This window comes from Kribbella sp. NPDC055071 (assembly GCF_053608045.1).
In genome coordinates this window covers 1-26,565 of record NZ_JBSGUS010000043.1, presented here as the reverse complement: position 1 = coordinate 26,565, position 26,565 = coordinate 1, and the positions used below count along the sequence as shown (strand labels likewise).

Sequence of the window (26,565 nt, the reverse complement as noted above, 5' to 3'; positions counted from 1 at the left end):
GCTGCGCGATCTTCGACCCTTGACCCACACCACCGCGACCAGGGAAGGATCGCAGCTATTCCGGAGCCGCTCACCCGAGTGGTCGCACGCGCGGGATGTGATCAAGGGAGTGGACCGTGGTGAGGCTGACGCACGGGGTCCGTGCGGGGTGGGTGTGATCACGGGGGCGGACCGTGGTGAGGGCCGGCTGGGTCTTTCCGGAAGTAAAACTGCGGATAGCGACCAGAAAGTTCCGGAAAGACGGCGGCGGCCGTGGTCGGGCGCATCGAGTCGTGGCTAGTGGTTCGGGCCGGGATATCGAGTCGTGGATATCGGCGAAATTCGCCGTCGATTCCTGACCCGGATCCACGACTCGACATCCCGGGCGGGCCGGGTCTCGTGATGTGGTCGGCTTTGTCCGGGTAGCGAGATCCGCCTACTGCTGGAGGTTCAGCTGACGGGTTCTTTGCTGACTACGGGGGCTAGGCCGGCTGAGCGGGCTACTGCGTCGGGGTCGCCGCAGATGGTCAGCCAGTTGGCCAGCATGCGGTGGCCGCCTTCGGTGAGGACTGATTCGGGGTGGAACTGGACGCCTTCGACCGGGAGGTCGCGGTGGCGGGCCGCCATGATCACGCCGGCCTCGGTGCGGGCTGTCACCTGGAGCTCGTCCGGCATGCTGTCCGGCTCGATCGCGAGCGAGTGGTAGCGGGTCGCGGTGAACGGCGACGGGAGTCCGGCGAGCACTCCAGCACCCTCGTGGAACACCTGGCTGGTCTTCCCGTGCAGCAACTCGTCCGCGCGCCCGACGACTCCGCCGTACGCGACACCGATGGCCTGTAGGCCGAGGCAGACGCCGAAGATCGGCACCTCGCTGCCCTTCTCCCGCACGATGTCCACGCACGCGCCGGCCTCTTCCGGCGTACCGGGGCCGGGCGAGAGCAGGACACCGTCGTACGCCGAGACGTCGTCAGGGGTGACCTCGTCGTTGCGCAGCACGGTGGTGTCGGCCTGCAGTTGCTGCAGGTACTGCACGAGGTTGTAGACGAAGGAGTCGTAGTTGTCGACGACAAGGATCCGCGGCATGCGGCCCATTGTGACAGCTATCGCGAACTGACCGTCGGGCTGGCCGAAGGCGTGCGCGGGTAACCGGGGACCGTGGCGCTCTGCAGGTCCAGAGTGCCCTCGTAGGCCGGCATCGAGATCGAGGACTCGTTCTTCACCTCGTAGCCGAGCTGGAACTTCACCACGTAGTCCTGCAGGTTCTCGATGTACTGCGAGTCGTCCAGCGCCTGCTGCAGCTTCCGCCGGTCGCCGATCGCGGTGATCGTGTACGGCGGAAGATACGGAACGCCATGTAGTACGACGGAGTTGCCGACGCACTTGATCCCGGTCGTGGAGATGACCCGGTGGTTCTGGATGGAGATCGCGTCCGCACCGCCGGCCCAGAGCGCGTTCACCACGGCCTGGATGTCCTGCTGGTGGATCACCAGCCAGTCGGCGTCGACATCCGGGTTCTCCTTCACGACCTCCGACGGCGCGTCCTTCAGCGTGACCGTCAGGCCAGGCCCGGTGACCGGCGTCGTCCCGACCTCGTCGGACAGATCCTTGAGCTGCTTGGCCAGCGTCGGATCGATCGAACCCTGCTGCGCCTGCAGCTGCTCGATGTCCTGGGTCAGGGCCGCGTGCTGCCGGACCAGAGCGGCACTGCGGCGACTCTGTTCCTCCACCAGCCCCGCGAGCGTAGTGTTCCGGCTGGGACGTAGATCTGTCCCCCGAGCATTGGTGGCACTGGTCGCGAACAGCAGGCCGGCGCACAACAGGGCCAGCGGCGCTCCCGCCCGCCAGAGTGAAATCCGCCTGAACCTACGCACCCGTGATCCTTACATTGCAGTCTGCACTACGCTAACCCGGGACCGGACCCGTACAGGTCCTTCGCGGTCAGCTTATGCGTCCGTCCTTACAAGGAGTTCAGTCGTGCCCGAGTCGAGCAGTCGCAACAAGAAGAAGACCGAGAAGGTCAAGGCGGAGAAGACGCCGAAGAAGCCGCGCACCTCCAGCCGCGCCTGGGTGGCGCCGCTGATGCTGGCCTGCTGGCTGATCGGGCTCGCCTGGCTGGTCGTCTTCTACGTCGCCGGCCAGGACGTCCCGGTGATGAAGGACCTCGGCAACTGGAACCTGCTGATCGGCATGGGCCTGATCGCCGTCGGCTTCGTCGTCTCCACCCAGTGGGTCTGACGCAGCCGACCGGGGAATGACAGCGGTGGAGTTATCCACACCCGTATCCCCAACTGTGCACACCGTTTCGCGGAAGTTATCCCCAGCCCAGCCCTTACTTCTCCACTGATCGCGCCCAAAACTCGCCACAATCTGTGGATAACTCAGGTTTGATCACGCCAGTTTCCACACCGTTCACGAGCCCCGCGGGCAGCTGTGCACACACCCGGACTGCACTTCTACGTAGAGCTATATGTAGACTTTTGCCCGTTCCCTGCGTAGAGTTCTGGGCAGGAGGAAGCCCCATGCCGAACAAGACGATCTACGTGTCCGACGACGATCTGCCGCTGTACAAGAAGGCACAGGAGATCGCCGGGAACCTGTCGTCGGCGATCTCGATCGCACTGCGGAGGTATGTCGAGCTCGAGGAGGGGCGGCTCCAGGGGTTCGACGAGATCACCGTCAAGGTCGGCCGCGGAGCCGGCCGCAAGCAGCGGTTCTCCGGCGTACTGCTCGCCGAGGGCGGCCGATCCAAAGCCAACGGCTACGAGGCCTTCAAGGTCTACCGGAGTCGGACCGGCAAGTTCGTGCTGCACGCCGACCGCAGCAGCATGTACAGCGTCGGCGCCGACGACGAGAGGTACCTGACCGGCTGGCGCTCCTGGGTCGGCAACTGGAGCAGCGACCAGTCCTGGAGCATGGCCCAGGGCGAGGCGACCCTCGACGTGGTCGACACGGTCGAGGAGCTGCGCGCGCTGATCCCCGATGACCTCTACGAGCTCGTCGAGGAAGCCGCCGGCCACCCTCCGGTCGAGGACCTCGACATCTAGGACGGCGCGTTCAGCCGGTTGGCGCGGGCGCGGATGTGGGCGGGGACCAGGAGGTCGCAGTCGGGGTTGTTCTCCGGTTCGCCGGCGACGACCTGCAGCGGGATCACGCCGGTCCAGTAGGGCAGGTCGAGGTCTTCCGCTTCGTCGTTGGCGGGTCCCGACCGCGTCTTCACGGACGCTTCCGTCAAGGACAACGCCAGTACGGACGTCTTCGCGAGCTCCTTGCGACTCGGCGGGCGGGTCGCGGACGAGCGGCCGGGTACGAGGTGGTCGACGATGCGGTTGAGTGCGTGCAGCTTCGCCTCTGGTTCCGTCAACAGCTCCGGTACGCCGAAGACCACGGCCGACCGGTAGTTCACCGAGTGATGGAACGCCGACCTGGCCAGCACCAGCCCGTCGGCGTGAGTGACGGTGACACACACGGTCTGCTGTGGCGCCGCGACTACGCTGCGCGCCGCGACCGAGCCGTGCAGATAGAGCGTCCCATCCCCATCCAGATCAACCCCGTACGCCGTCGGCAGCACAAGCGGCGCACCGTCCACCACCACACCCAGGTGGCAGAACATCCCATCCAGGAGAACGTCGTACAGCTGCTGGCGATCGGTCCCCGCGCGTTCCTTCGAACGGCGCAGCGAGGTCCGGGCAGTCGGCTGGAGCGGTGTTGTGGTCATGTAACCAGGCTGGAGCGGTAGTGGCATGCTGGCACGGTCCAATGCCGAACGAATCGAGTAGTCCATTCGTGGAGACTTCGCTTCCGCTCACAATCGACCGCACTGCCGGTCTGGCGTTGCATCTGCAGTTGGCCGAGCAGTTCCGCGCCGCGGTCCTGGACGGGCGTCTGCAGGCCGGTCATCGGCTGGCCTCCACGCGCGACCTCGCGCGTGAGCTGTCCGTCTCCCGGTCCGTCACGCAGGCGGCGTACGACCAACTGCACGCCGAAGGCTGGATCGAGGGCCGCACCGGCGCCGGCACGTTCGTGACGGACGTCGTACCCCTGCAGCCCGTCGTACGGCGAAACACGCCGGCCAAGCCCGCACCCGACGACCACCTGCTCACGCTGCGCCCAGGCATCCCGTACATCGCACCGACGCCGGACCCTGGCTGGCGACGCGCGTGGCGCGAGGTGTCCACCCAGTCACCACCACGCGGGTACGACGACCCCGCCGGCCTGCCCGCGCTCCGCGCTGCGCTCGCCGACCACGTCGGCCGGGTCCGTGGGATCGCCGGTGGACCCGAGAACGTCCTCGTCACCAACGGGACCGTCCACGGCCTACGGCTGCTGCTCTCGGTCACCCGCCGGCCAGGAGACCGGATCGCGATCGAGGACCCCGGCTACCTCAACGCGGTCGCCGCCGCACACCACCACGGCCTCGAGATCGTCGACATCCCGGTGGACGAGGACGGCCTGCAGGTGTCGGCCCTCACGGACGTCCCAGCCGTCTACGTCACGCCGTCGCACCAGTACCCGCTGGGCGGGCGGCTACCCGTTGCCCGACGCAACGAACTGATCCGGTGGGCTCGACGGTCCGACGCACTGCTGATCGAGGACGACTACGACAGCGAGTTCCGGTACGACGTCGCCCCGCTGCCCGCCTTGGCCCAGCTCGACCTGGATCGGGTGGTCCACCTCGGCACGCTCTCGAAGACCCTCAGCCCGGCGCTGCGCCTCGGCTGGCTGGTCGCGTCCGAGCAGATGGTCGAATGCCTCGCCGACTTCCGCGCAGAGTCCGGCGACTGGCCGGGCTGGCCGATGCAGGCCGCGCTGCTGGCGATGCTCCGCGACGGCTACCTGGATCAGGCCGTCCGGCGCGGACGCCGGTTGTACGCCGAGCGCCGGGTCCACACCTGCACCGTACTGGCGCCGTACGGCCAACTCGTCGGTCAGGAAGCCGGCCTGCACATCACGCTCCTGCTACCCGACGGAGTCGATGACCGCGTCGTCGCCGCGGAGGCTCGTGCCGCGGGAGTCGTGGTGGCTCCGCTGTCGGAGTACCGCCGCTCGATCCCCGGCCCGCCCGGTCTCCTGATCGGCTACGCGACTCCGTCGACCCCGGATCTGCACAAGGCACTCACGCTGCTGGCCGGCGTACTCGACCGAACGTCCCGCCACTGAAGGAAGCGGCGGGACGTCTTCGGAAGGGGACCTACTCACCGAGCAGCTGGTCGACGTCAGGGTCTGCGCCCCAGCGGAAGTGCACCGCGTCGGGGAAGGTGCCGGTCACCTTGCCGAGGTTCTGGATCACCGTCGCCGCGCCGTTCGCGTGACCGACCGCGAACAGGGTGCCGGTCTTGGTCTCCTTGTCGATGCCGAGCAGCAACGTGCCGTTCTTGCCGCACTTGGCCGGTACGAACGCGTCGAACGACGCCCAGCCGCTGACCCGGACCTTCTTGACGATCGGCTTCATCGGCGCCGTGACCGGGATGCGGATGGTGTAGAGCGCGCCGCCCTTGGTCGTCGCCAGGAACGTGTCGTAGGTCGCCGTCTTGCTGATCAGGGTCATCGTCTTGACCGAGGAGAACCCGGTTGCGGAGGTCGGGGTCGTCCTCCAGCCCTTCAGCAGGTTCCAGCGGAACAACGTGCCGTCCGAACGCAGGCCGTACGCGTACTGGTGGTAGGGCCCCTTGAGCGAGGGAGCGATGTACTCAGCGACCTCGAGCGCGGTGAACTTCGTCCAGCCGCCGCCGATCCGGCCACCGCTGCTCTCACCCTCGGCCGAGTTGTAGGAGCGGACGTACAGCCCGTCGCCCTCGACCACCCATCCCGTCACGTCGACGCCGGAGATGTTCGGCACCAAGAAGAAGGTGGAACTCAAGCGCACCTTCCCGGCCGGGAAGATGCCTGGCTCGCTACCGACCGAACCCTTGCTCGGTGGTTTGGTCGCGGTGACGTCGAACGATGCCTGCGCTCCGGTCGCAGTCACCGAACCCGCGTGCACGGTGCACGCCGCGGTTGTTGTCGTGCTGGTTGCATAGCTCGGGGTGGCAACTGCTGCCGCGCCCAGCAGGGCCGTGGTTGCCAGTGCCCCGAGAACCGTCCGTCGCTTCACGTTCACTCCTCGACTGTGGTTGCCTTCACCTACGTCGATGCGAGCGGACGCTCAAAGGTTACGACCGGTCCGCGGCAGCTCGGGGTTGACGGCGAGCGGCGGCTGGACGACGGGAGTGTCGCCGTCCCAGGCCAGGTGCGAGAGCCACATCGTGCGACCCTTCGGGTCGGTGCCGACCTGGGCCGGGTCCCAGGCGTGATAGACGAACCAGTCACCGAGGACCGTGTTGTGGCCCGGGCCGGCGGCATCTGGAGAGGACGTCAGGATCGGGTCACCGGACTTCACGCACGGCCCGGTCGGTGATTCGCAGAGCGCGTGGCCAACGGCGTACGCCGCAGTGCCGAAGGCGTTGGCGGAGTAGAACAGGTGGAACCTGCCATCCCGTTCCAGCATGTACGGCGCCTCGACCAGGTTGCCTTCCCACTCGAGGTCCTGCTTGATCAACCGGTGCGTTATGCCGATGAGCTCGAGTCCGTCGGCGGAGAGGGCGGAGCCGTAGATCCACGTGTCAACGCCGATCGCGTTGCCGTCGTTCTTCCAGTACAGCCAGCGTTTGCCGGTCGAGTCGCGGAACGGCGACGCGTCGATCGACCCGCCCTCGGCCACCTGGCTGATGAGCGGTTGAGGAGATTTGTCGACATATGGACCTTGCGGGGTGGACGCGACCGCGACGCCGACGCACTGATGGCCGGACGCGAGATCGCGGGTCGTGTAGTACATGACGTACCGGTCCGCGGCATGCACGGACACCTCGGGCGCCCACACCTTCCCGGGTGCGGTCCAATCCGGTAACGACGGCAGCGCATCGCCGATCGCCTGCCAGGACACGAGATCCGTCGATCGCAGGGTCTGCACGTTACCGAGCGGGCCGTTGGTTGCGAAGGCGTAGAACTCGTTGCCTACTGCAATGATCTGCGGGTCGGCGAAGCTGCCGTCGTAGACCGGATTGGTGAACACCTACTTGCTCTCGTAGAAGCGCAGATAGTCGAACGTCGCGACCGGCGGCGGATTCGCACCGGTGAACTCGCCGTGTGCGTACAGCCCGATCTTCGCCGCGCTGGGAAGCACCCACGACGCGCCCCAGGTCCAGTTCTTGCCGTCGACCGAGGTCCCAGCGCGATAGACGTGCTCACCCGCGGCGTTCTGGTGGTACGCGAGCCGCATCCACAACGTCGGCGCCGAACGTCCGATCGCGGCCGCGCCGTAACTCGTCGCGCCGTCGGACGGCCGTGCCACCAACTCCCGCCCGTACTCGGTCTGCCGCGTCTTCCAGATCGACACGTTGCCAAGGCGCGCGAAGTCGTTGTCGTTCACGTACGCGACCATCCCGGCCTGCTGATAGTTGCGAACGTCGCCTTCGCCGGTGTCGAGGTGCAGCTTGGTCTCGGCGATCCAGCTCTTCCCGGCCGGTGTGGTGTGGAACAGCAGCCCCGCGTTGTTGCCGGTTCCGACCAGATCCGCGTTCTCCAGCGGCCACGACAAGTTGCCATCAGCAACCACGGCCTTGTCGTCCGGCCGCACCCAGGACCAGTCGGCGCCCAGCGGACCGCTGAAGTCGTCACCGGTCAACAGCTTCCCGGTCTGCGGTACGTCGGCCATCCGCGTCACCGGCTTCGCCACCGGCCGCACGGTCAGGTTGTCGAGCTCGGCCGATCCCAGCCACCGCACCGGCGCCGAGCTCAGCTTGAGACCAGGCAGCTGCGCCTCCGCGTAGACGTCTCCCAAGCCTGCGTCGTTGAGGCGTGCTGTCACGGACGACCCGTCCGCCTGCACGGACAGCTTGTTCCACTGCGCCCGATCGACGTCCGCAGGCAGCGCGACCGACGTCGTACGACGACCGGCCACCAGCGTCAGCCTGCCGTTGGCAACCGTCGCAACCACCTGGCTGTTCCCCAGCACGGTCGTGAACGACGACCCGAGTCGTACGTCGGCCTCGACCCGCAGCGACCCACCGGGAGCAGCGTTGCGAGTCTGCGCAACCCCTGCGATCGCAGCTGTCGGACCACCGAGCGCGTCACCCGGCCGACGACTCGCAAGCAGCAGTCCACCGGCAGGATCCGTGGAGTCGATGCCGAGACCCGAGCCGGTGACCGGTGCAGGGACCGGGCCCTCGGACGGGCCCGCGCCGGCGTTGGTGCGCGGCCAGCCGTCGATCCAGTCGATCTTGTCGATCAGCATCGGCCGCCGGTTGATCCCGAACGGGTCCGTCAGCCACGGCGTTCCGCGGTCGATCGCGTGGTAGACGATGTGGTCCTGCCCGGCCGCGTCGGTGATGAACGCGTGGTGGCCCGGCCCGATCCACTTGTTGCCGTTCTGCGTGATGACCGTCGTACCGCCGACGCGGGACTCGTTCAGCGACGCGCCGGCCTGGTCCAGGAACGGTCCACGCGGTGAGCGGGATCGGCCGGCGAAGACCGAGTAGCCGGTGGTCGGGCCGGCGCAGCAGTTCATCGACGAGCCCATCAGGTAGTACCAGCCGTCGCGGTAGACGACGTACGAACCCTCGTACCGGTCTCCGACCGTCACCTGGGTAGGCGTGCCGACTGCGTGCATGCCGTCGGCGCTCAGCTCGGTGACGGAGATGCCGCCGTAGAAGCCGCCGTAGTACAGGTACCGCTTGCCGTCGGCGGCGGTGAGGAGGGCCGGGTCGATCGTGCCGTAGTACCCGCCTGCGCCGTCCGGCCGCGGTGCGACGACCGGACCGTCACCAGCGGTCCAGGGTCCGGCGGGTGTCGGCGCGGTGGCCACACCGATCGCGGGATCGCCACCGGGGTTGGCCAGCGTGTCGGTGACGGTGAAGTACATGACGTACCGGCCGCCGAAGTAGCGGATGTCAGGCGCCCAGAAGAACGATCCGGGCGCGGCCCAGGCCGGCTTGGTCTGGTCGGTGAAGACCGTGCCCAGATACTCCCAGGAGCTGAAGTCCTTGGTGCGGGCCATGTGCATCAGGCCGAACGGGCCGTTCGCCACCAGGGGATCCGAGGTGGCGTACGCATACCAGTAGCCGTCACGGCCCTGAATGATCGACGGATCGGCGAACGAGTCGGCGAAGCCGGAGCTGACCGGGTTCGTAGTAGTGACGCTGGGCGCGGGTGCTGCGGTGGCGGCCGACGTACCGGCCACGACCGCGACCACAGCCAGGGCTGCGGCGAGGAATCGTTGGGAAGGCACAGGCGGGTCCCTTCAGTTCAGGCGGATCACATGCCAGGAGGCAGGCGGCAGGGTGGCGATGCAGGTGCCGCCGACGACCTCGGTGCTGTCGACCCGGCGCGGAACCACCCGATCCGGATCGTCGGCGGTGTTCATGGCCGTACGGTCGTCGTCGTACAGGGCCAGGTGTTCGATCAGCCGGAGGCCGAGCGGGAGCTCCAGGTCGATCTTGTCGGTCTCGCTCCGGTTCACCACGAAGATCGCGGTCTCGCCGGTGCTTTCGTCGTACGTCGCTGTGCTCCAGAGCGCCTGGATCCGGCCGAACGCGGCGGTGTCGATCTCCGGCCCGCCGGTGACCGCGGTCTGCAGGACGGTCGGACCGGCGTACCGGGCGGTGAGGGCGAAGGGGTGGAAAATGGTCTGCCGCCAGGCGCGGCCGCCGGGCTCGGTCCGGATCGGGGCGATCACGTTGACCAGTTGCGCGAGGCAAGCGATCTTCACCCGGTCCGCGTGTCGCAGCAGGGTGATCAACAGGCTGCCGACCACGACCGCGGCGTCGACGGTGTAGTTGTCCTCGATCAGCGGTCCGACCTCGCGGATGTCGAGCCCGAGTTCGCCGGGGAAGTGCTGCTGGTACCAGACGTTCCACTCGTCGAACGAGAGCGTGATCTCCTTGTCGCTGCGCTTCAGCGCCTTCACGTGGTCGGCGGTCGCGACCACCTGGGAGATCATCCGGTCCATCTCCTCGGACGCGGCGAGGAAGCTGGCCTGATCGCCGTCGTGCGGTTCGTAGTACGCGTGCAGGCTGATGTGATCGACGAGGTCGTAGGTGCGTTCCAGGACGACGCGCTCCCATTCGCCGAACGTCGGCATGCTCACGTTGCTGGACCCACAGGCGACGAGCTCGAGGCCGGGCTCGACCCTGCGCATCGCGTTCGCGGTCTCCTCGGCGAGGCGCGCGTACTCTTCGGCCGTCTTGTGGCCGATCTGCCACGGGCCGTCCATTTCGTTGCCCAGGCACCAGATTGTGACGCCGTGCGGCTCGGGGCTGCCGTTGGCGGCGCGACGGTCGGACAGCTCGGTGCCGGCGGGGAGGTTGCAGTACTCGAGGAGCTCGACGGCTTCCTTGATACCGCGGGTGCCCAGGTTGACGGCCCAGATCGGCTCGACCTCGGCCTTACGGGACCAGGCGACGAACTCGTCGGTGCCGAACTGGTTGGGCTCGATCGCCCGCCACGCCAGGTCGAGCCGGCGCGGCCGCTGGTCCTTGGGCCCGACGCCGTCTTCCCAGGCGTAGTTGGAGACGAAGTTCCCACCGGGGTAGCGGATCGCGGTGACACCGAGCTCGCGGACCAGGTCGAGCACGTCCTGGCGGAAGCCGTCCGGATCGGCCGTCGCGTGCTCCGGTTCGTAGATACCGGTGTAGACGCACCGGCCCATGTGCTCGACGAACGAGCCGAACACGCGCCGGTCCAACGCACCGACCACGAACGCAGGATCAACGACAAGCCGAGCCACAGGCCCTCCCAGAAGTCTTTACAACGTTTACCGTGGAGTTCTACAACGATTGAAATGCCCTGTAAAGAGCTCACCCGTCCCGAGCCCACCCCATCTCCCCTCCCGACCATCTCATGGGTTCTCCCACGAAGTTGCCGGTTCTCCCATGGGATTTTGAGGGGAGAACGGACCATCTCATGGGAGATCCCGTGAGATGGTCGGGAGGGGCGGGCGGCGTTGGGGTGAGTGGAGAGGTGAGGGGCGGGGTGGGCTCGTGGCACACTCGGGCGACGGGTCGGTGAGTGGAGGTTTGGATGGCGACCAGGCTGAGCGATGTGGCGGCGCGCGCGGGCGTGTCGGTGAAGACGGTCTCCAACGTCATCAACGACTATCCGCACATCACCGCGCACACCCGGGCCAAGGTCGTGGCCGCCATCGCCGCCCTGGATTACAAGCCGAACCTGAGTGCGCGCTCGTTGCGCAAGGGCCGCTCCGACTTCATCGCGCTGGCGATCCCGGAGATGGCCTCGCCGTATTTCGCCGAGCTCGGTGCGGTGATCAGCCGGGCCGCCAAGCGCCGCGGGATCACTGTGCTGATCGACCAGACCGAGGGCGAGGCGAACGCCGAGAAGGTCGTCCTGGACGGTATGCGCGGACAGCTGATCGACGGCATCATCTTCTCCCCGATCACCACCGCGCCGGCCAAGCTCAGCGCCGCCGCCTCCGCGAAACCACTCGTCCTGCTGGGCGAACGGGCGGCCGGCGGCACCTTCGACCACGTCGCGGTCGACTCGGTGCAAGCGGCGTACGACGCAACCACGCATCTGATCGAGATGGGCCGGCGGCGCATCGCCGCGATCGGTGTCGGCGGTGCCGCGGGCACGGGCGCGGTCCGGCGGAAGGGTTATCGGAAGGCCTTGAAGGCGGCCGGGATCCCGCACGATCCGGCGCTCGAGCTCGCGGGCACGGGCTATCACCGCCCCGACGGCGCGGCCTCGATGCGGGAGCTGCTCGCACTGCCCGAGCCGCCGGACGCCGTGTTCTGCTTCAACGATCTGCTTGCCCTCGGCGCGTTGCGGACGCTGGCCGATGCCGGACTGTCCGTGCCGAACGATGTCGCGGTCGTGGGCTTCGACGACATCGAGGACGGCCGTTTCCACGCGCCCTCGCTGACCACGATCTCGCCGGACAAGGAGTGGCTGGCCGAGCACGCGGTCAGCCTGCTGCTCGAGCGCATCGCCGGGGACGGCGAGACCGCACGCCGCGACCTCACCGTCCCCTACACGTTGAAGATCCGTGAATCGACCGCTGGTTAGCAGGTCAGGTTCGCGGTCACGCTCGCACCACGAGCGACCGTGATCGGGCGGGTCTCCTGGACCTGACCGGCCGGACGCTCACACGTCAGTGTCCACGACTCCGTGCCGCCTTGCTGGACGACGTTCGGGCGGGTGGACGGGTTGGTGTGCCATGTGTACGTCCCGCCGGACGGGATGGTCATCGTGGACTCGAGGGTGTCGGGCAACTGCGTCCCGTTCCAGGTCTTGGTGGTGAAGGACTTCTTCAAGCGCAGTACGGCGCCGGCCGGGCCGGTCCCCGTGATGATGGAGTGCCGGGCCGGGTTGATCGTTGACTCGGCCGCGAGCAGGTACGCCGCGCGGTTGCCCTTACCCGCCGTACTGCCGGTCCCGTAGTACATGTTCACCACGGTCGCGAAGGTCGGGTGGAAGCTGCTCGTCCCGTGCTCGAAGGTGAACCCGAGCCCGCCGGTCGCGTAGTACGACCAGTCCTCGGTCACACCGGTGGTGTCGTAGAGCTGGTAGCTGTACTGACTCGTGTACCCGTTCTGCGCGGCCATCTGGTCGCCGAGGGCCTTGTAGATCGTCTCGTCCGGCGTGATCGGCGCACCGGCGTACCCGGGCTCGCGAAGGACCAGGTTCGAGTAGGTGTGGTTGGTGATCATCGTGGTCACCTGGTGCTGCGAGATCAGCGCCTGGATGTTGCGTGACTCGGGCTCGCTGAACGCGCTCGGCCCGCGGTACGTCTCCGAGGTCAGACTGCTCGACGCGCCAGGCCCACCCCAGAAGCCGGAGTAGTTCCGGTTCAGGTCGACGCCGCGCGACTGGTACGACGAGAGTGCACACTGCCCGGCACTGGGGATCTGCCCGTTCGTGACCCGGCAGTTCTTCCGCTTCATCTCGTAGCCCAGCGTGCGACTCAGGTTGAAGCCGTCCGGGTTCACCACCGGTACGACGATCACCCTCGACTTCTCCAGGATGTTCGTGATCCGCGTGTCGGTGCCGTCGTTCTTCAGCAGGTCGTAGGCGAACTCCATCGTCAGCTCACCGGACGGCCACTCGCGCGCGTGATGCAGACCGAGCATCAGGAACACCGGCTTGCCGTCGCTGACGGCGGCGTTGTGGGTGATCTCCAGGCCGCGGATCGTCCGGCCTTCGAGCGACTTCTCCGGCAGCGTGAACAACTTCGTCTTGGTCGGATACTGCTGCGCCAGACTCGCCAGATCGCTGTCGTAGTCGGCCAGCTGCCGGTACGCCGTCCGCCCACTGGGCAAGGTGGCTGCGACCGTCTTGTTGCGGACGGCGGCGGCATAGGCAGCGTCGGCCTGCTCGCGATCCCGGTCGGCACCGACCAGGTCGTCCTCGAGGGTCGACCAGGTGAAGCCGGCCAGCTGCAACAGCCGGCGATCATTATTGCCGTAGGCAACAACATCGGTGTAGGTGGGTCCGGCCGACTCGGCCAGATCCAGATCGAGGCCGGCCAGGCGCTTGCGGTCGGCCTGCGTCGGCGTGTTGATCCGCAGCAGCTGGATCAGCTCGCCGGCCTGCGCGGCCGCGACCTTCCGGTCCGGGGGTGGGGTGGCCTGCACCTGACCGACAGCGGCGGCGGTGATGACCGCAGCCAGTGCCAGCGGGATGAGGCGGGTCCATCGGTTGGGGCGGAACACGATGACCTCCAGTAGTTGAGTCGTCGCAACTCGTCACTGAAGGTTAGAGGTAGTGGGACCTGCGGCGCTAGCGATCCAGCCAGGCGTGGAGCGCGGGCAGCGCCTCCTCGAGCGGAGGGAGGGTCGGGTGCCACTTGAGCTCCCACTCGAGCGAGAGCGGGTAGTCGGCACCTTCCAGGGTCGCCAGCAGGTCCTGGATCGGGAAGTCGCCGGCCCCGATCGCGACCGGGCGATAGTCCTGGTGCGAGTCCGCGTCCTTGACCTGGACGAACTCGATCCACGGCTTCAGCAGGTTGAACGCCTCGGTCAGCGTCTCGCCGTGCGACCACGTGTGCGAGCTGTCCCAGATCACTTTGACGTTGTGGCCGGGGACGTCGCTGTCGAGCAGCGCGCAGAACGCGGCGACCTGGCGGCCGGTGGAGTGCGAATCGTGCGTCTCCAGCAGGATGGGGACTTCCCGCGACGCGGTCGTGATCCGGTCCAGGGCGCGGATCTCACCGGCGGTCGGTGCGTCCGGCGTACCGGCGTCCGGTGCGGCGGGGTCGTCTCCGGCGAAGACCCGGACGCCGCGGGCGCCGAGGTCGGCGGCGAGCTCGAGGTGGGCTTCGAGCGGCTGTTCCTCGACCGCACAGACCTTCACGTAGCTGCTGACCGAGAGGATCTCGACGCCGGCGTCCTCGACCCGGGACCGCAGTTCCCGCCGTTCGGCCTTGGTCAGCTCGGTGTTGGTGAACTCGTCCGGCGCGGCGCGCAGTTCGAGTCCGGAGATTTCGTTGCCCTTGGCAAGCTCCAGGACGTGGTCCAGGGGCGCTCCGGGACAACCGAGCGTGGCGAAGGCAAGCTGCATGAAGCGATCAGACCCAACGTCGGCGCGGGTGGGTGCGCGGGGTGGACGGGTGCTCCGGCGCGGGCTCCTCGTAGGAGTACTGCGAGTCCTCGTGGTACTCGGCCGGCTGCTGCCCGTCTTGGTGTGGCCGATCTTGGTGTGGCTCAGGTTGGTGCTCGGCCGGCGGCGTGTACTGCGACGTGTAGTCGTCGGCCGTGTAGGTCGGCGGAGTGTAGGAGTCGTAGGACTCGCTCGAGCCGCCGCTGTACTGCGAGCTGCTGTGGGAGTCGTACGACGTCGACTCGTAGCTGCTCGTGCTCGGGCTGGAGTAGTCCGAGTTGTAGCTGGTGTAGTCGGTCGGCTCGTAGCTGCTGCCCGGGTACTCCGAGCTGTACGGCGACTGGTAGTCCGACGGCGACTCGTACGACGAAGGGGCCTGGTAGCTGGAGTCGCCGTACGACGAGCTGCTGTAGTCCGGCGTGGTGTAGCTCTCGGGCTGGTACGACGGCTCCGGACCGTACGACGGGACACTCGGCAGCGGCTTCGACGGGGTCAGGTAGTCGTCCTGCTGCGCGGGCGCCGGTGCGGGCTCGTAGTACCCGGACGAGGCCGACACGTGCGACGACGGCATCGAGTGCTCGGTCGGTCCGTAGACCGTGTGCTCCGAGTAGCCGCCGTACTCCGTCGATGTGTGGTCGTCGACCGTCGGCTGGATCGCCGACGGACTGTCCACCGCGACCCGAGCGGCCCGGCGGCCTGCGCGCGCAACGGGCGCGGGCTCAGGCTCGGGTGCGGGAGCTGCCTCCGACACGGACGTCGCTGAGGTCAGGTAGTCCGGCGTCTCGTACGAGTAGGGCTCGGAGTAGCTGGACGTCCACGACGGCTCGGTCGAGGCGGCCGGTGTCTCCGTCTCGACGTGCGACGGCGGGTGGTACGAGTACGGGTCCGGCGGTACGACGGTCAGCGGCGCGGCCTCGTCCAGCCAACGGCTCGACGTGTTGGTCGACAGCACGTCGCCGGTCGTGGAGGTGTCGGAGCCCAGGTAGTCGTTCCAGGACATCTTCGGAGCCTCGTACGCCGTCTCCTCGGCCGGTGTCACCTGGGCGGACGTCTCGTCCCGCCAGGACTCGATCGGGCTGAACTGCTCGGTGGCCGGGCCGGCGTCCTCTTGCCAGCTCGACACGACCGGCGCGAACGGGCTCCACTTCGGCGGCTCTTCCACCGGGCTCTCGCCCGTGAACGCGGCCGGTGCGGCCGGTGCCGGGGGAAGGCCACCAGCGAACGCGGCCGGTGCTGCGGCGGCACCGTCGCCCGGGAAACCTTGCGGCGGCACGGGAGCGAACGGGTTGTTCGGAGCCGGGGCCGGAGCGCCGGACATCTGGTACTCGGGCTGGCGCTCCAGGCGCCGGGTCGGTGCGGGGACGGACGCGGCGATCGGCTCGGCGATCGCGGGCTGCTCGTCGGTGTCGTCGTTCGCGTAGGTCGGGACCGCGGTGAGCTTCGGCTCGCGCTGGTCCCACCACGGCATCCACTCACGGGTGGTCTGCATCTGATTGATCCTGCGGATCACCATCGTGGCGGCAACCGCGGAGATGGCGGTCAGAACGAGTGACGCCGTACCTGCCAGCGCGATGCCGCGCAGCGACCCGACGGTCGCCTCCATCCACATCAGCAGCCGGCGGACCACCACGTCGAACGCGAGAGCGCCGACCCAGGCGACCCACCACACGGAGGTGAGGGGTGGCGTCCTGAACCGGCGCAGGTCATCGGTGTAGACGGGAGTCTTCGGATCGCTGGCGAGCCAGACGTCGTCGACGATCTGTTTCGGATACCAGAGGTTCGGGCCGGGGCAGAACCAGCTCGCCAGCACCCAGCCATGGCTGCGGCGGTGATCGGCCTGGCAGAAGACCTCGGAGTTGACCCGGGCGCGCCAGAGCCAGATCACGAAGACGACCGCGGCGGCGACCGAGATGACGACGTTCGGGATCGCGGTGACCTTGGCGATCGCGTCGGCGCGGTTCAGGTCCGCGTCGTCGACGTTCGGCATCCCGCCGAGGTAGCGGTGGACGACGGAGTACGTGTTCCAGTCGGACCAGGTGGAGAGCAGGTGCGTGACGGTCGACGCGCCCAGCAGGCCGATGGCGATCTTGCCGACCGTGCCGACCTGCTGAAACTCCTCAGCTGCGTGCGGTTGCCAGTCTTCGTCATGGTCTTCGACAGCAGACAGAACTGCTGGCTGCGGGTGGCTCACGTCTCGCGTCCCTCGCGTTGCTGGAACTCCGTCTGTTCGGCGTCTCGGTCTTTTTCTGCCCCCGCATGACCGAGCCACATTGATACCACGAAGTAGATACGCCAGGGGAGTCGGCCCCAGCACGGAGGGTGTCGACTTAACGTGTTCTTTTCGTACGCCCATCACCACTGGTAACGACCCAGCGGACGGTGCGTGACGGGGTGGTTTACCGCGCAGGAGGTTGGTAGCCGCGAGGTGCCTGATTCTGTGCCTGCGGAAGCGCCCACCACGGCACCCACGCGCGATTGATCTGCAGCTCTCCGATCCGCTCGATCAGGACGACCGCCAGGACCGCTGCGGCCGAGGTTGCCAACGCCGAGATGCCGGACAGTACGACGTTCGTCCGCAGATCACCGACCTGCGTCGCGGAGCCGAGCACGCCGCGCTGGACGACGTTGCCGGTGACGAGCCCGACCACCCAGGTCAGCCACCAGGCCCACACCAGCGGCGTGCCCGGGACGTCGCGCAGACTCTCGGTCTGCGGGTCGGTCTGCGGGTCGCTGGCCGCGACGATGTCGTCGACGACCTGCTTGGGGTACCAGAGGTTCACCACCGGGACGAGCCAGCAGCCGAGCACCCACCCGCGGGTGAATCGGTGCTGGCCGCGACAGAACATCTCGGCGTTCCACCGGACCCGCCAGAGCCAGATGATGAACACCGCGGCGGCGGCCAGCAGGGCGAGCGCGGAGACGATGCCGAGCGAGCCCGAGATGAGGTCCGCCTCGGCCAGTTGGTCGGGGTCATCGGCGTACCGTCGCAGTATTTGGTACGAGTACCAGTCCGACCAGACTGTGGCCCAGGTGGTGAGAGTGACGACCACGATCAGGATCGACGCGGCCAGGCCCATTGCCCGCTCGGAACTGAACCAACGGTCCAGTGGCGGCTGCGGCGCCCGGCTCGGCATGGATCAGGAATAGCACAACACCGCGTGACCGGGCGAGGACAAACCGTCGTCGGGTGTCCGTGGCGCCCATCCAATGCAACGCCGTCGCGAGAAATTGTCGGTGGTCGGGGTGAGGATGCTGGTATGCGCTGGTCTGTGATCGATTCACCCATCGGCGACCTGGGTCTGGCGGTCGACGACATCGGGTTGTGCCGGGTGCACTTCGGCGGATCCGACCGGCCGATCGAGAGTGATCCGCTGCTGACCGAGGCCGCCGAGCAACTCGAGGCCTACTTCGCCGGCGAGCTGACGGAGTTCACGTTGCCGCTGTCGGTCCCCAGTGGGTCCGACTTCGAGCACGCGGTCTGGGACCAGATGAAGCGCATTCCGTACGGCGAGATGCAGACGTACGGCGAGATCGCGAAGATCGTCGGGGACGCGGGCGCCGCCCGGGCCGTCGGTGTCGCCTGCAACCGCAACCCGCTGCCGATCGTCGTGCCCTGTCACCGGGTCGTCGGCGCCGGCGGGAAGATGGTCGGCTTCGGTGGCGGCATCCCGACCAAGCGGCATCTGCTCGAGCTCGAGGCGCGCATCTCGCTCGAGACCCTGTGGTCCTGACCGACCACGCTGCGAAACCTGACGAAGATCTGACACCGGGATCGCGCGTATCAGCGCGCGCGTGGGGTTACCGGAGGACTACCGTTGCTAACAGCGATCGGATCGTCACGCTTGAAGCGGGCGATTCATTCGTGTGCCTCCATCCTGCCCTGGAAGACGTGCATAGATGATCAAAGCTCGTTCCACTGCCCACCTCCACCCCGACCTGAGCGCGCTGATGGACAAGAGCGCCGAGGACTGGTCCGCTCCCGAGATCCAGGACGCGGCCCGGACGGCACTGCGGCTGCACGCACCGGACCGTGAGCCGATGACCTGGATCAAGCGCTTCGGCGTTCTGCCGTGGTTGCACCGCAACAACGCGGTCTGCCAGAACTGCGGCGGCACCTATCCGTGCATCACCCACCGCTACGCCACCCAACTCCTGTCGGCCGGGCGCTACACGATCGCGGCCGGCGAGACCGAGACCGGGGTTGAGCCTCAGCCGAACTGAGGCTCGCGTTCTTAGGCAAACGAAGGCCGCGACCCCGATGGGGATCGCGGCCTTCGCCGTTGCGGTGGTGTTGCTGTGTTTGTGTGCTGGTGGTGCCGTGCGGTGGTGTCAGGAATCGGTCGGCTTGGACTCGCTGGAGCCGGTCGGCTTCCGGGGAGCGCTGGTCTTCTTCGCGGTGCTGTTGGACGTGGCGCTCGTCTCGCCGTTCTTCGCGGCGGCGTCCTTGGTGTCCGTCGCGGCCTTGGGCGCGTCGGCCTTCGGCTCTTCGGTCTTCGGTGCCGTGTCCGGCTTCGGGGTGTCGGTCTTCCCGTTGGCCGACGCCGTGCCGGTCTCCGGGCGCGTCGTCGTACCGGCCGGGGCGGAGCTGTAGTCGCGGCCGCTGGTCGGGGTCGACTGCCAGGCCGGCTCCGGCGGGGTCAGGAGCTTCTTCACGGCCGCCGCGGCGAGCGCGCCGAAGCCCAGGAACAGCACGACGTTGCGCAGCCGGTGCGTCTTCTTCGGTACGTCGATCTCACCCTTGAGCGCGGCCTTGGTGGCCTTGCCCCGGCGTGAGGTCTCCTCGACCACCGGCTCGGCGGCGGCCGCGAGCGACGCCAGCGCGGCGGTCACCTTCGGCAGCACGTCGTCGTTGAAACGCTCGCGCGCCTTCTCGGCCGCCTGCTCGGTGGCCGGTCCGACCTTCGCCAGTGCTTCGTCGATCACCGGTCCGGCCTTCTCCACCGCCTGGTGGGCGAAGTGCGCACCACGCTCGACGGCCTTCTCGGCGTACGGCGACACCTTCTCCCGTGCGGTCCCGACAGCCGGGCCGAGATGATCGCGTACCTGGCCGACGGCCGGTCCGATCCGCTCCGACGCCGATTCGGCAAATGGCCGGACCCGGTCCTTCGCGGTCTCGACCCGGCCCTTGGACTTCCTCAAACCCACGGTTCCCTCCTCGGTGCCGCCCGTACCGACGGACGGCGCTCCGCCCATCGGCGACATGGGCTGTCTGATACGGCTCTGGACAAATCCGGTCTCGTCTGCATCGTACGACGTCACCAGCCGATTCCCCTGTGCCCCCACCACCCCATGCCCACACGTGCAACCCAGCCACAACCTTCCTTCCCCCAGAAGGGAGCCGACGGCGCCCCGCAGATCACGCCACCCCTTCCCGCCCAGGCGCCGGCGCACCCCGTCGATTCACGCCCTCACCGCTCCTCCCGCCCGGAGCGCAGCGGAGGGCGGGTTCTCTTTTCTCTTTTCGCCCGTCGATTCACGCCCGCACCGCTCCTCCCGCCCGGAGCGCAGCGGAGGGCGGGTTCTCTCTTCTCTTTTCGCCCGTCGATTCACGTCGCCTTTGAGCGACATGACAGGATCGTGGGGTAAGAACGTATTTTCCGACTAGGAGTGACTCCCGTGGCCGAAGAGCTGTACGCGACCCTGCAGACGACGAAGGGGGATGTCGTCATCCGGCTGTTCCCCGACCACGCGCCGAAGACGGTGAGCAACTTCGTCGGTCTGGCTGAGGGCACCAAGGAGTGGACCGACCCGCAGACCGGCGCGGCCAGCACCAAGCCGTTCTACGACGGCCTCACCTTCCACCGGGTGATCGACGGCTTCATGATCCAGGGCGGCTGCCCGCTCGGCACCGGCACCGGTTCGCCGGGCTACTCGTTCGACGACGAGATCCACCCGGAGCTGCAGTTCGACCGCCCGTACCTGCTCGCGATGGCGAACGCCGGCATCCAGTTCGGCAAGGGCACGAACGGCTCGCAGTTCTTCGTGACCGTCGTACCGACGCCGCACCTGAACCGCAAGCACACGATCTTCGGTGAGGTCGCCGACGACGAGTCGCGGAAGGTCGTCGACGCGATCGCGACCGCGAAGACCGCGCCGGGCGACCGTCCGATCGAGCCGATCGTGATCAACAACGTCACGATCGAGCGCAAGACCGTCTGACGTTTCCCGCGGGGCCGAGCAGGCTCGGCCCCGCCGCTTCATCGTGAGGGCCACCACCAGGGCCACCGTTAGGGGAGGACGCACCCGCCGTGACCGAGACCGTCTGCTACCGGCACCCGGATCGGCCCGCCGGAGTGCGCTGCCAGCGCTGTGACCGGCCGATCTGCCCGGCCTGTATGAACAGCGCCGCCGTCGGCTTCCAGTGCCCGAGCTGCTTCGCCGAGGGCGTGAAGTCGGTTCCGCGGACGCGGACGTCTCTCGGCGGTGTCCAGCGCGGCAACCAGCAGTTCGTCACGATCGGCCTGCTGGCGATCAACATCCTGGTCTTCATCGCGGCCCGCGCCGGCAGCGCCGCCGTCGCCAACGACCTGGTGCTCGTCCCGGTGCTGGTGGAGTCCGAGCCGTGGCGGCTGATCACGTCCGCCTTCCTGCACCTGCAGATCTTCCACATTTTCTCGAACCTGTTCATGCTCTACCAGCTCGGCCCGATCCTGGAGCAGATGCTCGGCCGCCTCAGGTTCTTGACTCTCTACCTGCTGTCCGCGCTGGGCGGCAGCGTCGCGGTCTGGCTCCTCGCAGCCCCAGGCTCCGCGACCCTGGGCGCGTCCGGCGCCGTCCTGGGCCTGGTCGGCGCCCTGCTGGTCATCAGCCGAGCCCGCGGCCTCGACATCACTTGGATCCTCGCGTACGTCGCCGTGACCGCGGTCCTCTCGTTCGTGGTCCCCGACATCTCCTGGCAAGGACACCTCGGCGGTTTCATCACCGGCGCAGCCGTGGCCTGGATCTTCCTGCAGATCAGCAACCATCAACGCACCTCCCGCCCCCGCGAAAAACGCTGACGCCCAGATAGCCGACTACGACCAGCTAATTGTGCGTGGTTCGGCGGGGCCCTGCGTCTGGCTGGTTGTGGTCGAGCGCACGCCCGTCGAGGTGCCAGCTCCAACTGGTGGTGGGGGTGATGCGGAGGTACGGGCCTTCGCCGAAGCGGCCTTCGCGGGTTACGACCTCGGCGGTGCCGTAGATGCGGAGGAAGCGCGGTGACCAGGGGTTGGTGGAGACGAGGTCGTCGATGACAAGAGCGACCTGCTGGTGGCCGGCTTCGACGTTCCGGATCTTGCGGGTCTTGCCCGGCTCGGCCGCGCCGCCGACGTACAGATAGGTGCCGTCGTACTCGAAGCCGATCGGCACCACGTCGGGCTGTCCATCGGGGCCGACCGTTGCGAGTCGGGCCAGCGGCTGGGACTTCAGGTACGCGAGTTCTTCCTCGGTGAAAGCCATGCCTGGTAAAGTACAACGGTCGTTGTAATTATTCCAGGAGGGACCATGCCGCGACCGGGGAAGCGCGACCATGTCCTGGCCGGCGCGCTGACAGTCTTCGCACGGGACGGGTACGCACGGGCCAGCGTCGACGTGATCGCGGCCGAGGCCGGGGTGTCGACGCGGACGCTCTACAACCACTTCGGCGACAAGGCCGGGTTGTTCCAGGCAGTCATCCAGCACAGCGCGACCTGCGTCGCGACCGCGCAGCTCGCGCTCATCGAGGAGCACCTGACCACGATCACCGACCTCGAAGCGGACCTGATCGCTTTCGGAATTGCCTGGCGTACGCCGATGCCCGACTACGCCGAGCACTCCGCGCTCGTCCGCCAGGTCAACGCCGAAGCGGGCCACATCCCCCAGCCCGCTATCGACGCCTGGCAGGAAGCCGGTCCGCTCGCGGTCCGTCGAGCCCTCGCCGACCGCCTCGCCGCCTTTGCCGCGTCCGGCCTCCTCCGTGTCGACGACCCGATGCGTGCCGCCCTGCATTTCTCCCTTCTCGTCTCCGGTAGCAACCCGTCCTACCGCGGCGGACCGATGACCTCCTCCGAAATCACCGAAGCCGTCACCACCGGCGTCCACACCTTTCTGCACGGACACGCCGGCTGAGGGTCTCGGACCTAACGGCCTAGCCCACAATTTGCGCTCGGTTCGATGTCGGACCATGTCGGTGGCCCCCACCCGCTCGTTGAATCAAGTGTCGTCCCGACGGGGGACCTGACTGGTAAGGACATCCGCATGAGCCCACGCGCAGTGGACAAGCGAGCTCGACCCGGTAACGAAGGCCGGTACGTTCCGGCCGCTGCAGTCGAGACACCGACGGTGGTCGCCGTTCTCGAAGCAGCCGCCCATCTCCTCCGACCGGTGAAGTCCGGCCGCAAGCCTGCCAAGGTCGCCAAAATCACCAAGGTCAAGGCAGGCCGCCAGCCGGGCAAGATGGCGGAGGCGAGCTAAGACCGAGCTTCACCCCAGCAACAGCTGCCCTCCTGCCGGCTTCCCCCCGTCAGCTTCGGAGCAGGAGGCAGCTGTCGCCGAACTCGTGCCACAGATAGTCATGGCGCAGAGCTTCGTCGTACACGCACTGCACAGCGTCCCCACCGACCACCGACTCCAGCAGGAGTAGATGCGAGGCCTCCGGCGCGTGCAGTCCGGTGATCAGCCCGTCGACAACGTGGACCGGACGGTCCGGACCTAGGACCAGGTCGGTCCAGCCGAGTGATGCGGTAACTGTGCCATCCGGTATGGCCGCCGACTCGATCGCTCGGACCGCTGTGGTGCCCGCGGCAATGACACGTCCGCCGTTTGCCTTGACCCAGTTGACCAAACGGGCCGTATGGGCGGGTACGTCGTGCCGCTCGGGCAGAGGTGGTTCGTGACTCTCGAGCGACGACACCCCACAGTGCAACAGGATCGGCGCGATCAAGACGCCCTGTGACGCCAGGTGACTCACGAGCTCGAAGCTGAACGGCCTTGCCGCACTGGGCATCTCAGCACTACCAGGCTCGCGTGCGAACACAGTCTGGTACGACGCAAGCGGCCAGCGCTCATCGACGTACTGGTAGGTGATCGGACGCCCGTTCCGCTCCAGATAGCCGGGTACGTCGACCACGGGCGGCTTGGCGATCCACAGTCGATTGGACTCCGGCTGGTACGGCGCCAGCAACGTCAGCACACCCTCCGGCAGTTCGACCCGGTCGCCCGCCGTACCGTCCAACATCGGACCACCGGCGGTGCGCAACTCGACCACCCAGGTGCCGTCATCGAGTGAGGTCGAGAAGTGCACGACGACCGGGGCCACACCGGACCCGGTGATCCACGACCCGTCCACAGCCGCTGCCAGTGTGGCGGATGTGTTCACCAGCAGGAGATCGCCAGGCCACAGGTGCTCACCGATGCGGTCGAACCGGGTGTGCGTGACGGCCGACCCCTCCGCGACCAGCAGCTTCACGTGGTCCCGTGCGATCCCTCGGGCCTCCGGTGGTTTGGTGGCGTTCAGTGCATCGGGCAGGACGAATCTGGTGTGTGGCTGCAGAGTCACGAGGTCACCGCCGGCGCGAACTCCGCCGCCCGGTATCGACCACTCGTCGGCCGGCTGTCCAGGAGTTGCAGGAACGCCGGTACGACGGTCGCCGGCTCGGGCCGGTCCGAGATGTCCTCACCAGGGAAGGCGGCCTGGTGCATCGCCGTCCGCAGATCGCCCGGATCGACCGCGTACACAGCCAGAGCGGGATGCTCGGCCGCCAGGACTCGCGATGCGTGATCCAGTGCGGCCTTGGCCGAGCCATAGCCGCCCCAGGTCTCATAGGCCTCCACTGCTGCGTCGGAGCTGATGTTGAGCAGCACACCGGACGATGCAGTCAGAGACGGTAGTAGTGCCTGGGTCAGAGCTAGCGGCGCGTGGACGTTGACCTCGTACACGCGCCGGAGTTCGTCCGGATCTGCCGTAGCCAAGGCCTGCAACGGACTCGGGCCGAGGTAGCTGGCGTTGTTGACGAGCAGATCGAGCCGACCGAAGCCGGCGACCGCGTTGACGAGGTCGGCGCGGTGGTCGGCGTCGGTGACGTCACCAGCGAGCGGGACCACGTCGGTGTGGGTGGCCAGCGCATCGGCCGCGGCCTTGAGCGCTTCGGCACCCCGGGCGTCGATCACCAACGCCCAGCCGCGGTCGGCCAGTCCGTGCGCCAACGCGAGCCCGAGGCCCGCGGACGCACCGGTGACGAGAGCAACAGGACGATCGGAAGGTTCAGGAGTCATGCCCCCGACTGTCATACTTCAAGTCAGCTTGAGGTCAAGAGAATCCCGGGATTCATCACGCCATCGGGGTCGAGGACCTGCTTCACGGCCTGGAGGGCTTCGATGACGAGGGGCCCGAGCTCGGCCGCGTAGGCGTCGCGGTGGTCGGTGCCGACGCCGTGGTGATGGGAGATCGTCGCGCCGGACGCCGCGATCGCCTGGTTGGCCGCGAGTTTCGCCTGCTGCCATTGGCCGACCGGATCGTCGGTCTGGGCCGAGATCACAGTGAAGTACAGGGATGCGCCGGTTTCGTAGACGTGTGACACGTGGCAGAGCACCAAAGGCGGCGTACCTTGGGCGCTGAGGTTTTTGACGAGCGCTTCGGTGACGGCGGTCTTCAGTCCGGGGACGCGGGACCAGAACGTCGCTGTCTCTAGTGTTTCGACCAGTGCGCCCTCGTCGAGCAACGGATCGCGCAGGTACGGCGCTCTGTAGCGGCCGACTCGCCATAGCTCGCCGGGACCCTCGCCGAGGTTCTGACCGCCTGCGTCTGCGAGTACGGCGGCCGTCGCCTGGTTGTACGGCCCGTCGAAGCCGATGATCGCCAGTACGCCGCCTGAGCCACCGCCGAGGACATCCGGGTCGGCCAGGTTCACCGCGGTCTCGGCTTCGTCGGACAGCCGCAGCACGGTCGGCAACGGTCCGTCCTGCGCGAGTCGACGGATCGCGGTCAGGCCGGCGTCGAAACTCTCGAACCGCCAGCCTTCGAAGTGACGCTCGGTCGGGCGCGGCCGGATGCGTACGACGACGGACGTGATGATGCCGAATGCGCCCTCGGACCCCAGCACGAGCTGCCGTAGGTCGGGACCAGCTGCGGACATCGGAGCTCGACCGAGCTCGATCGTCCCGCGGGGAGTTGCGAGGGTCAGTCCGACCACCATCTGATCGAAGCGTCCGTAGCCGGCGGACGATTGGCCGCTGGACCGGGCGGCGGCGTGCCCGCCGATGGACGCACCTTCGTAGGACTGCGGGAAGTGACCGAGGGTGTAGCCGCGTTCGGCGAGGAGCGCTTCGGCGGCTGGGCCACGGACGCCGGCCTGCAGGGTCGCGGTCCGGGAGACCTCGTCCAGCTCGGTCAGTTGGTCGAGGCGGCGGAGATCGACGGTGATGAAGCGACGGTCGGGCGCCAGGCCGCCGACCACTGAGGTACCGCCGGAGTACGGCACGATCGCCAGGCCGTGCTCGGCCGCGGAGGTCAGGAGCGCGAGCACCTCGTCGTGCGATGCCGGATAGACCACCGCATCCGGCATGTCCGAGGTGTCGCCGGCACGGTGCCGCAGGAGATCCGGGGTCGAGTAGCCGCGAGTATGCGCCCAGCGCGCGTCCAGGTCGGTCGCCACGTGGTCGACACCGACGAGGTCGGCCAACGCCGCCACCTGCTCAGCAGTCAGCCCCGGCCGATCGGTGGCCGGCGGATCCACGGGATTGCTGGAGTTCCGGCGTACGCCCAGGTGCTTGAGAGCCTCGATGGCTGCGGTGGGCAGGGCGACCGAATGGGCAGGGTCGCCCCAGCGTCCGGGCGTGAGTTGCACCACCGGAAGGTCCGATTCGATCATCGTGGGCTGCCTTTCGGTGGATCGGGGGGTAGCGTCCGTGGGGGGGGGGTGCCCCCCGCGGGCGCCCCACCCCCCCCCCGGCCGGGGGGGCCACGCGGGGCAAAAAAAATAAACAAAGTGGGTGAAAGGAAAAAAGCCCCACAAGACGACAAAATTGAGGGTGAGAGGGCGGGAG

At 67.8% G+C, this 26,565-nt stretch carries 26 protein-coding genes; 10 read left to right on the top strand and 16 right to left on the bottom strand.

Features of this window, described 5'->3' with window-relative positions:
• Positions 1–429: 429 nt before the first annotated feature.
• The gene (locus ACWF4Z_RS37120) at positions 430–1,062 is read right to left on the bottom strand and encodes an aminodeoxychorismate/anthranilate synthase component II (RefSeq protein WP_452247921.1); all 633 of its coding nucleotides are present in this window, start codon (positions 1,060–1,062) and stop codon (positions 430–432) included.
• Positions 1,063–1,079: 17 nt separating this feature from the next.
• Positions 1,080–1,706: a DUF881 domain-containing protein gene (locus ACWF4Z_RS37115; RefSeq protein ID WP_452247920.1), complete on the bottom strand. Its 627-nt coding sequence runs from the start codon at positions 1,704–1,706 to the stop codon at positions 1,080–1,082.
• 247 nt (positions 1,707–1,953) lie between these two features.
• Here ACWF4Z_RS37115 and ACWF4Z_RS37110 point away from each other — a divergent pair, with 247 nt between their 5' ends.
• Together ACWF4Z_RS37110 and ACWF4Z_RS37105 are read left to right on the top strand one after the other, a co-directional pair.
• Positions 1,954–2,214: a cell division protein CrgA gene (locus ACWF4Z_RS37110; protein WP_452247919.1), complete on the top strand. Its 261-nt coding sequence runs from the start codon at positions 1,954–1,956 to the stop codon at positions 2,212–2,214.
• Positions 2,215–2,498: 284 nt separating this feature from the next.
• Complete coding sequence (locus ACWF4Z_RS37105; RefSeq protein WP_452247918.1) at positions 2,499–3,023, top strand: EXLDI protein; 525 nt, start codon at positions 2,499–2,501, stop codon at positions 3,021–3,023.
• Here ACWF4Z_RS37105 and ACWF4Z_RS37100 read toward each other — a convergent pair.
• On the bottom strand, positions 3,020–3,694 hold the full coding sequence (locus tag ACWF4Z_RS37100) for a pyridoxamine 5'-phosphate oxidase family protein (RefSeq protein WP_452247917.1): 675 nt from the start codon (positions 3,692–3,694) through the stop codon (positions 3,020–3,022). The two genes, ACWF4Z_RS37105 and ACWF4Z_RS37100, sit on opposite strands and share 4 nt — an antisense overlap.
• A 68-nt stretch (positions 3,695–3,762) precedes the next feature.
• On the opposite strand from ACWF4Z_RS37100, the gene pdxR reads away from it, so the two are divergent.
• Positions 3,763–5,136, top strand: a complete 1,374-nt coding sequence (pdxR, locus tag ACWF4Z_RS37095) for a MocR-like pyridoxine biosynthesis transcription factor PdxR (protein ID WP_452247916.1) — start codon at positions 3,763–3,765, stop codon at positions 5,134–5,136.
• Positions 5,137–5,167: 31 nt separating this feature from the next.
• Here the strand turns inward: pdxR and ACWF4Z_RS37090 are convergent, their stop codons facing one another.
• Genes ACWF4Z_RS37090 through arfA form a run of 4 tightly spaced genes read right to left on the bottom strand, consistent with a single transcriptional unit; the run spans position 5,168 to position 10,738 of the window.
• Positions 5,168–6,070: a hypothetical protein gene (locus ACWF4Z_RS37090; protein WP_452247915.1), complete on the bottom strand. Its 903-nt coding sequence runs from the start codon at positions 6,068–6,070 to the stop codon at positions 5,168–5,170.
• A gap of 51 nt (positions 6,071–6,121) precedes the next feature.
• Positions 6,122–7,027 carry a glycoside hydrolase family 43 protein gene (locus ACWF4Z_RS37085; RefSeq protein ID WP_452247914.1) on the bottom strand — a complete coding sequence of 302 codons (906 nt, stop codon included), beginning with the start codon at positions 7,025–7,027 and terminating at the stop codon, positions 6,122–6,124.
• Positions 7,028–9,241, bottom strand: coding sequence for a family 43 glycosylhydrolase (locus ACWF4Z_RS37080; RefSeq protein ID WP_452247913.1), 2,214 nt, complete (start codon positions 9,239–9,241; stop codon positions 7,028–7,030).
• Between the two features lie 12 nt (positions 9,242–9,253).
• Entirely contained in the window at positions 9,254–10,738 is a 1,485-nt protein-coding gene (gene arfA / locus ACWF4Z_RS37075; RefSeq protein WP_452247912.1) for an arabinosylfuranosidase ArfA, read from the bottom strand.
• A gap of 293 nt (positions 10,739–11,031) precedes the next feature.
• Between arfA and ACWF4Z_RS37070 the strand changes: the two genes are divergently transcribed.
• Positions 11,032–12,033 (top strand): LacI family DNA-binding transcriptional regulator, encoded by a 1,002-nt coding sequence (locus tag ACWF4Z_RS37070; protein WP_452247911.1) that lies wholly within the window; start codon positions 11,032–11,034, stop codon positions 12,031–12,033.
• On the opposite strand, the gene ACWF4Z_RS37065 is transcribed toward ACWF4Z_RS37070, so the two are convergent.
• The 4 genes from ACWF4Z_RS37065 to ACWF4Z_RS37050 all read right to left on the bottom strand — a co-directional run bounded on the left by ACWF4Z_RS37065 (position 12,030) and on the right by ACWF4Z_RS37050 (position 17,699).
• Complete coding sequence (locus ACWF4Z_RS37065; protein WP_452247910.1) at positions 12,030–13,679, bottom strand: M14 family zinc carboxypeptidase; 1,650 nt, start codon at positions 13,677–13,679, stop codon at positions 12,030–12,032. The genes ACWF4Z_RS37070 and ACWF4Z_RS37065 overlap by 4 nt on opposite strands.
• A 67-nt stretch (positions 13,680–13,746) precedes the next feature.
• Complete coding sequence (locus tag ACWF4Z_RS37060) at positions 13,747–14,526, bottom strand: sugar phosphate isomerase/epimerase family protein (protein ID WP_452247909.1); 780 nt, start codon at positions 14,524–14,526, stop codon at positions 13,747–13,749.
• Between the two features lie 7 nt (positions 14,527–14,533).
• Complete coding sequence (locus tag ACWF4Z_RS37055) at positions 14,534–16,756, bottom strand: DUF4328 domain-containing protein (protein ID WP_452247908.1); 2,223 nt, start codon at positions 16,754–16,756, stop codon at positions 14,534–14,536.
• 205 nt (positions 16,757–16,961) lie between these two features.
• Positions 16,962–17,699 carry a DUF4328 domain-containing protein gene (locus ACWF4Z_RS37050; RefSeq protein WP_452247907.1) on the bottom strand — a complete coding sequence of 246 codons (738 nt, stop codon included), beginning with the start codon at positions 17,697–17,699 and terminating at the stop codon, positions 16,962–16,964.
• 123 nt (positions 17,700–17,822) lie between these two features.
• Here ACWF4Z_RS37050 and ACWF4Z_RS37045 point away from each other — a divergent pair, with 123 nt between their 5' ends.
• Complete coding sequence (locus tag ACWF4Z_RS37045) at positions 17,823–18,296, top strand: methylated-DNA--[protein]-cysteine S-methyltransferase (protein ID WP_452247906.1); 474 nt, start codon at positions 17,823–17,825, stop codon at positions 18,294–18,296.
• A gap of 166 nt (positions 18,297–18,462) precedes the next feature.
• Positions 18,463–18,786 carry a hypothetical protein gene (locus ACWF4Z_RS37040; protein WP_452247905.1) on the top strand — a complete coding sequence of 108 codons (324 nt, stop codon included), beginning with the start codon at positions 18,463–18,465 and terminating at the stop codon, positions 18,784–18,786.
• 108 nt (positions 18,787–18,894) lie between these two features.
• Here the strand turns inward: ACWF4Z_RS37040 and ACWF4Z_RS37035 are convergent, their stop codons facing one another.
• The gene (locus ACWF4Z_RS37035) at positions 18,895–19,710 is read right to left on the bottom strand and encodes a hypothetical protein (RefSeq protein WP_452247904.1); all 816 of its coding nucleotides are present in this window, start codon (positions 19,708–19,710) and stop codon (positions 18,895–18,897) included.
• Between the two features lie 471 nt (positions 19,711–20,181).
• On the opposite strand from ACWF4Z_RS37035, the gene ACWF4Z_RS37030 reads away from it, so the two are divergent.
• Together ACWF4Z_RS37030 and ACWF4Z_RS37025 are read left to right on the top strand one after the other, a co-directional pair.
• Positions 20,182–20,724: a peptidylprolyl isomerase gene (locus tag ACWF4Z_RS37030; protein ID WP_452247903.1), complete on the top strand. Its 543-nt coding sequence runs from the start codon at positions 20,182–20,184 to the stop codon at positions 20,722–20,724.
• Between the two features lie 89 nt (positions 20,725–20,813).
• Positions 20,814–21,563, top strand: coding sequence for a rhomboid family intramembrane serine protease (locus ACWF4Z_RS37025; protein WP_452247902.1), 750 nt, complete (start codon positions 20,814–20,816; stop codon positions 21,561–21,563).
• Between the two features lie 25 nt (positions 21,564–21,588).
• Here ACWF4Z_RS37025 and ACWF4Z_RS37020 read toward each other — a convergent pair whose 3' ends face one another.
• The gene (locus ACWF4Z_RS37020; protein ID WP_452247901.1) at positions 21,589–22,002 is read right to left on the bottom strand and encodes a PPOX class F420-dependent oxidoreductase; all 414 of its coding nucleotides are present in this window, start codon (positions 22,000–22,002) and stop codon (positions 21,589–21,591) included.
• Positions 22,003–22,047: 45 nt separating this feature from the next.
• Between ACWF4Z_RS37020 and ACWF4Z_RS37015 the strand changes: the two genes are divergently transcribed.
• Positions 22,048–22,650 carry a TetR/AcrR family transcriptional regulator gene (locus ACWF4Z_RS37015; protein WP_452247900.1) on the top strand — a complete coding sequence of 201 codons (603 nt, stop codon included), beginning with the start codon at positions 22,048–22,050 and terminating at the stop codon, positions 22,648–22,650.
• 129 nt (positions 22,651–22,779) lie between these two features.
• A complete protein-coding gene (locus tag ACWF4Z_RS37010; RefSeq protein WP_452247899.1) occupies positions 22,780–22,995 on the top strand; it encodes a hypothetical protein in 216 nt (71 codons plus the stop codon).
• Positions 22,996–23,044: 49 nt separating this feature from the next.
• Here ACWF4Z_RS37010 and ACWF4Z_RS37005 read toward each other — a convergent pair whose 3' ends face one another.
• The 3 genes from ACWF4Z_RS37005 to ACWF4Z_RS36995 are packed head-to-tail and all read right to left on the bottom strand — an operon-like array spanning position 23,045 to position 26,390.
• Positions 23,045–24,079 (bottom strand): S-adenosylmethionine:tRNA ribosyltransferase-isomerase, encoded by a 1,035-nt coding sequence (locus tag ACWF4Z_RS37005; protein WP_452247898.1) that lies wholly within the window; start codon positions 24,077–24,079, stop codon positions 23,045–23,047.
• The gene (locus ACWF4Z_RS37000; RefSeq protein ID WP_452247897.1) at positions 24,076–24,795 is read right to left on the bottom strand and encodes an SDR family NAD(P)-dependent oxidoreductase; all 720 of its coding nucleotides are present in this window, start codon (positions 24,793–24,795) and stop codon (positions 24,076–24,078) included. Before ACWF4Z_RS37000 ends, ACWF4Z_RS37005 begins: the two co-directional genes overlap by 4 nt.
• Before the next feature lie 23 nt (positions 24,796–24,818).
• On the bottom strand, positions 24,819–26,390 hold the full coding sequence (locus ACWF4Z_RS36995; RefSeq protein ID WP_452247896.1) for an FAD-binding oxidoreductase: 1,572 nt from the start codon (positions 26,388–26,390) through the stop codon (positions 24,819–24,821).
• Positions 26,391–26,565: the final 175 nt, after the last annotated feature.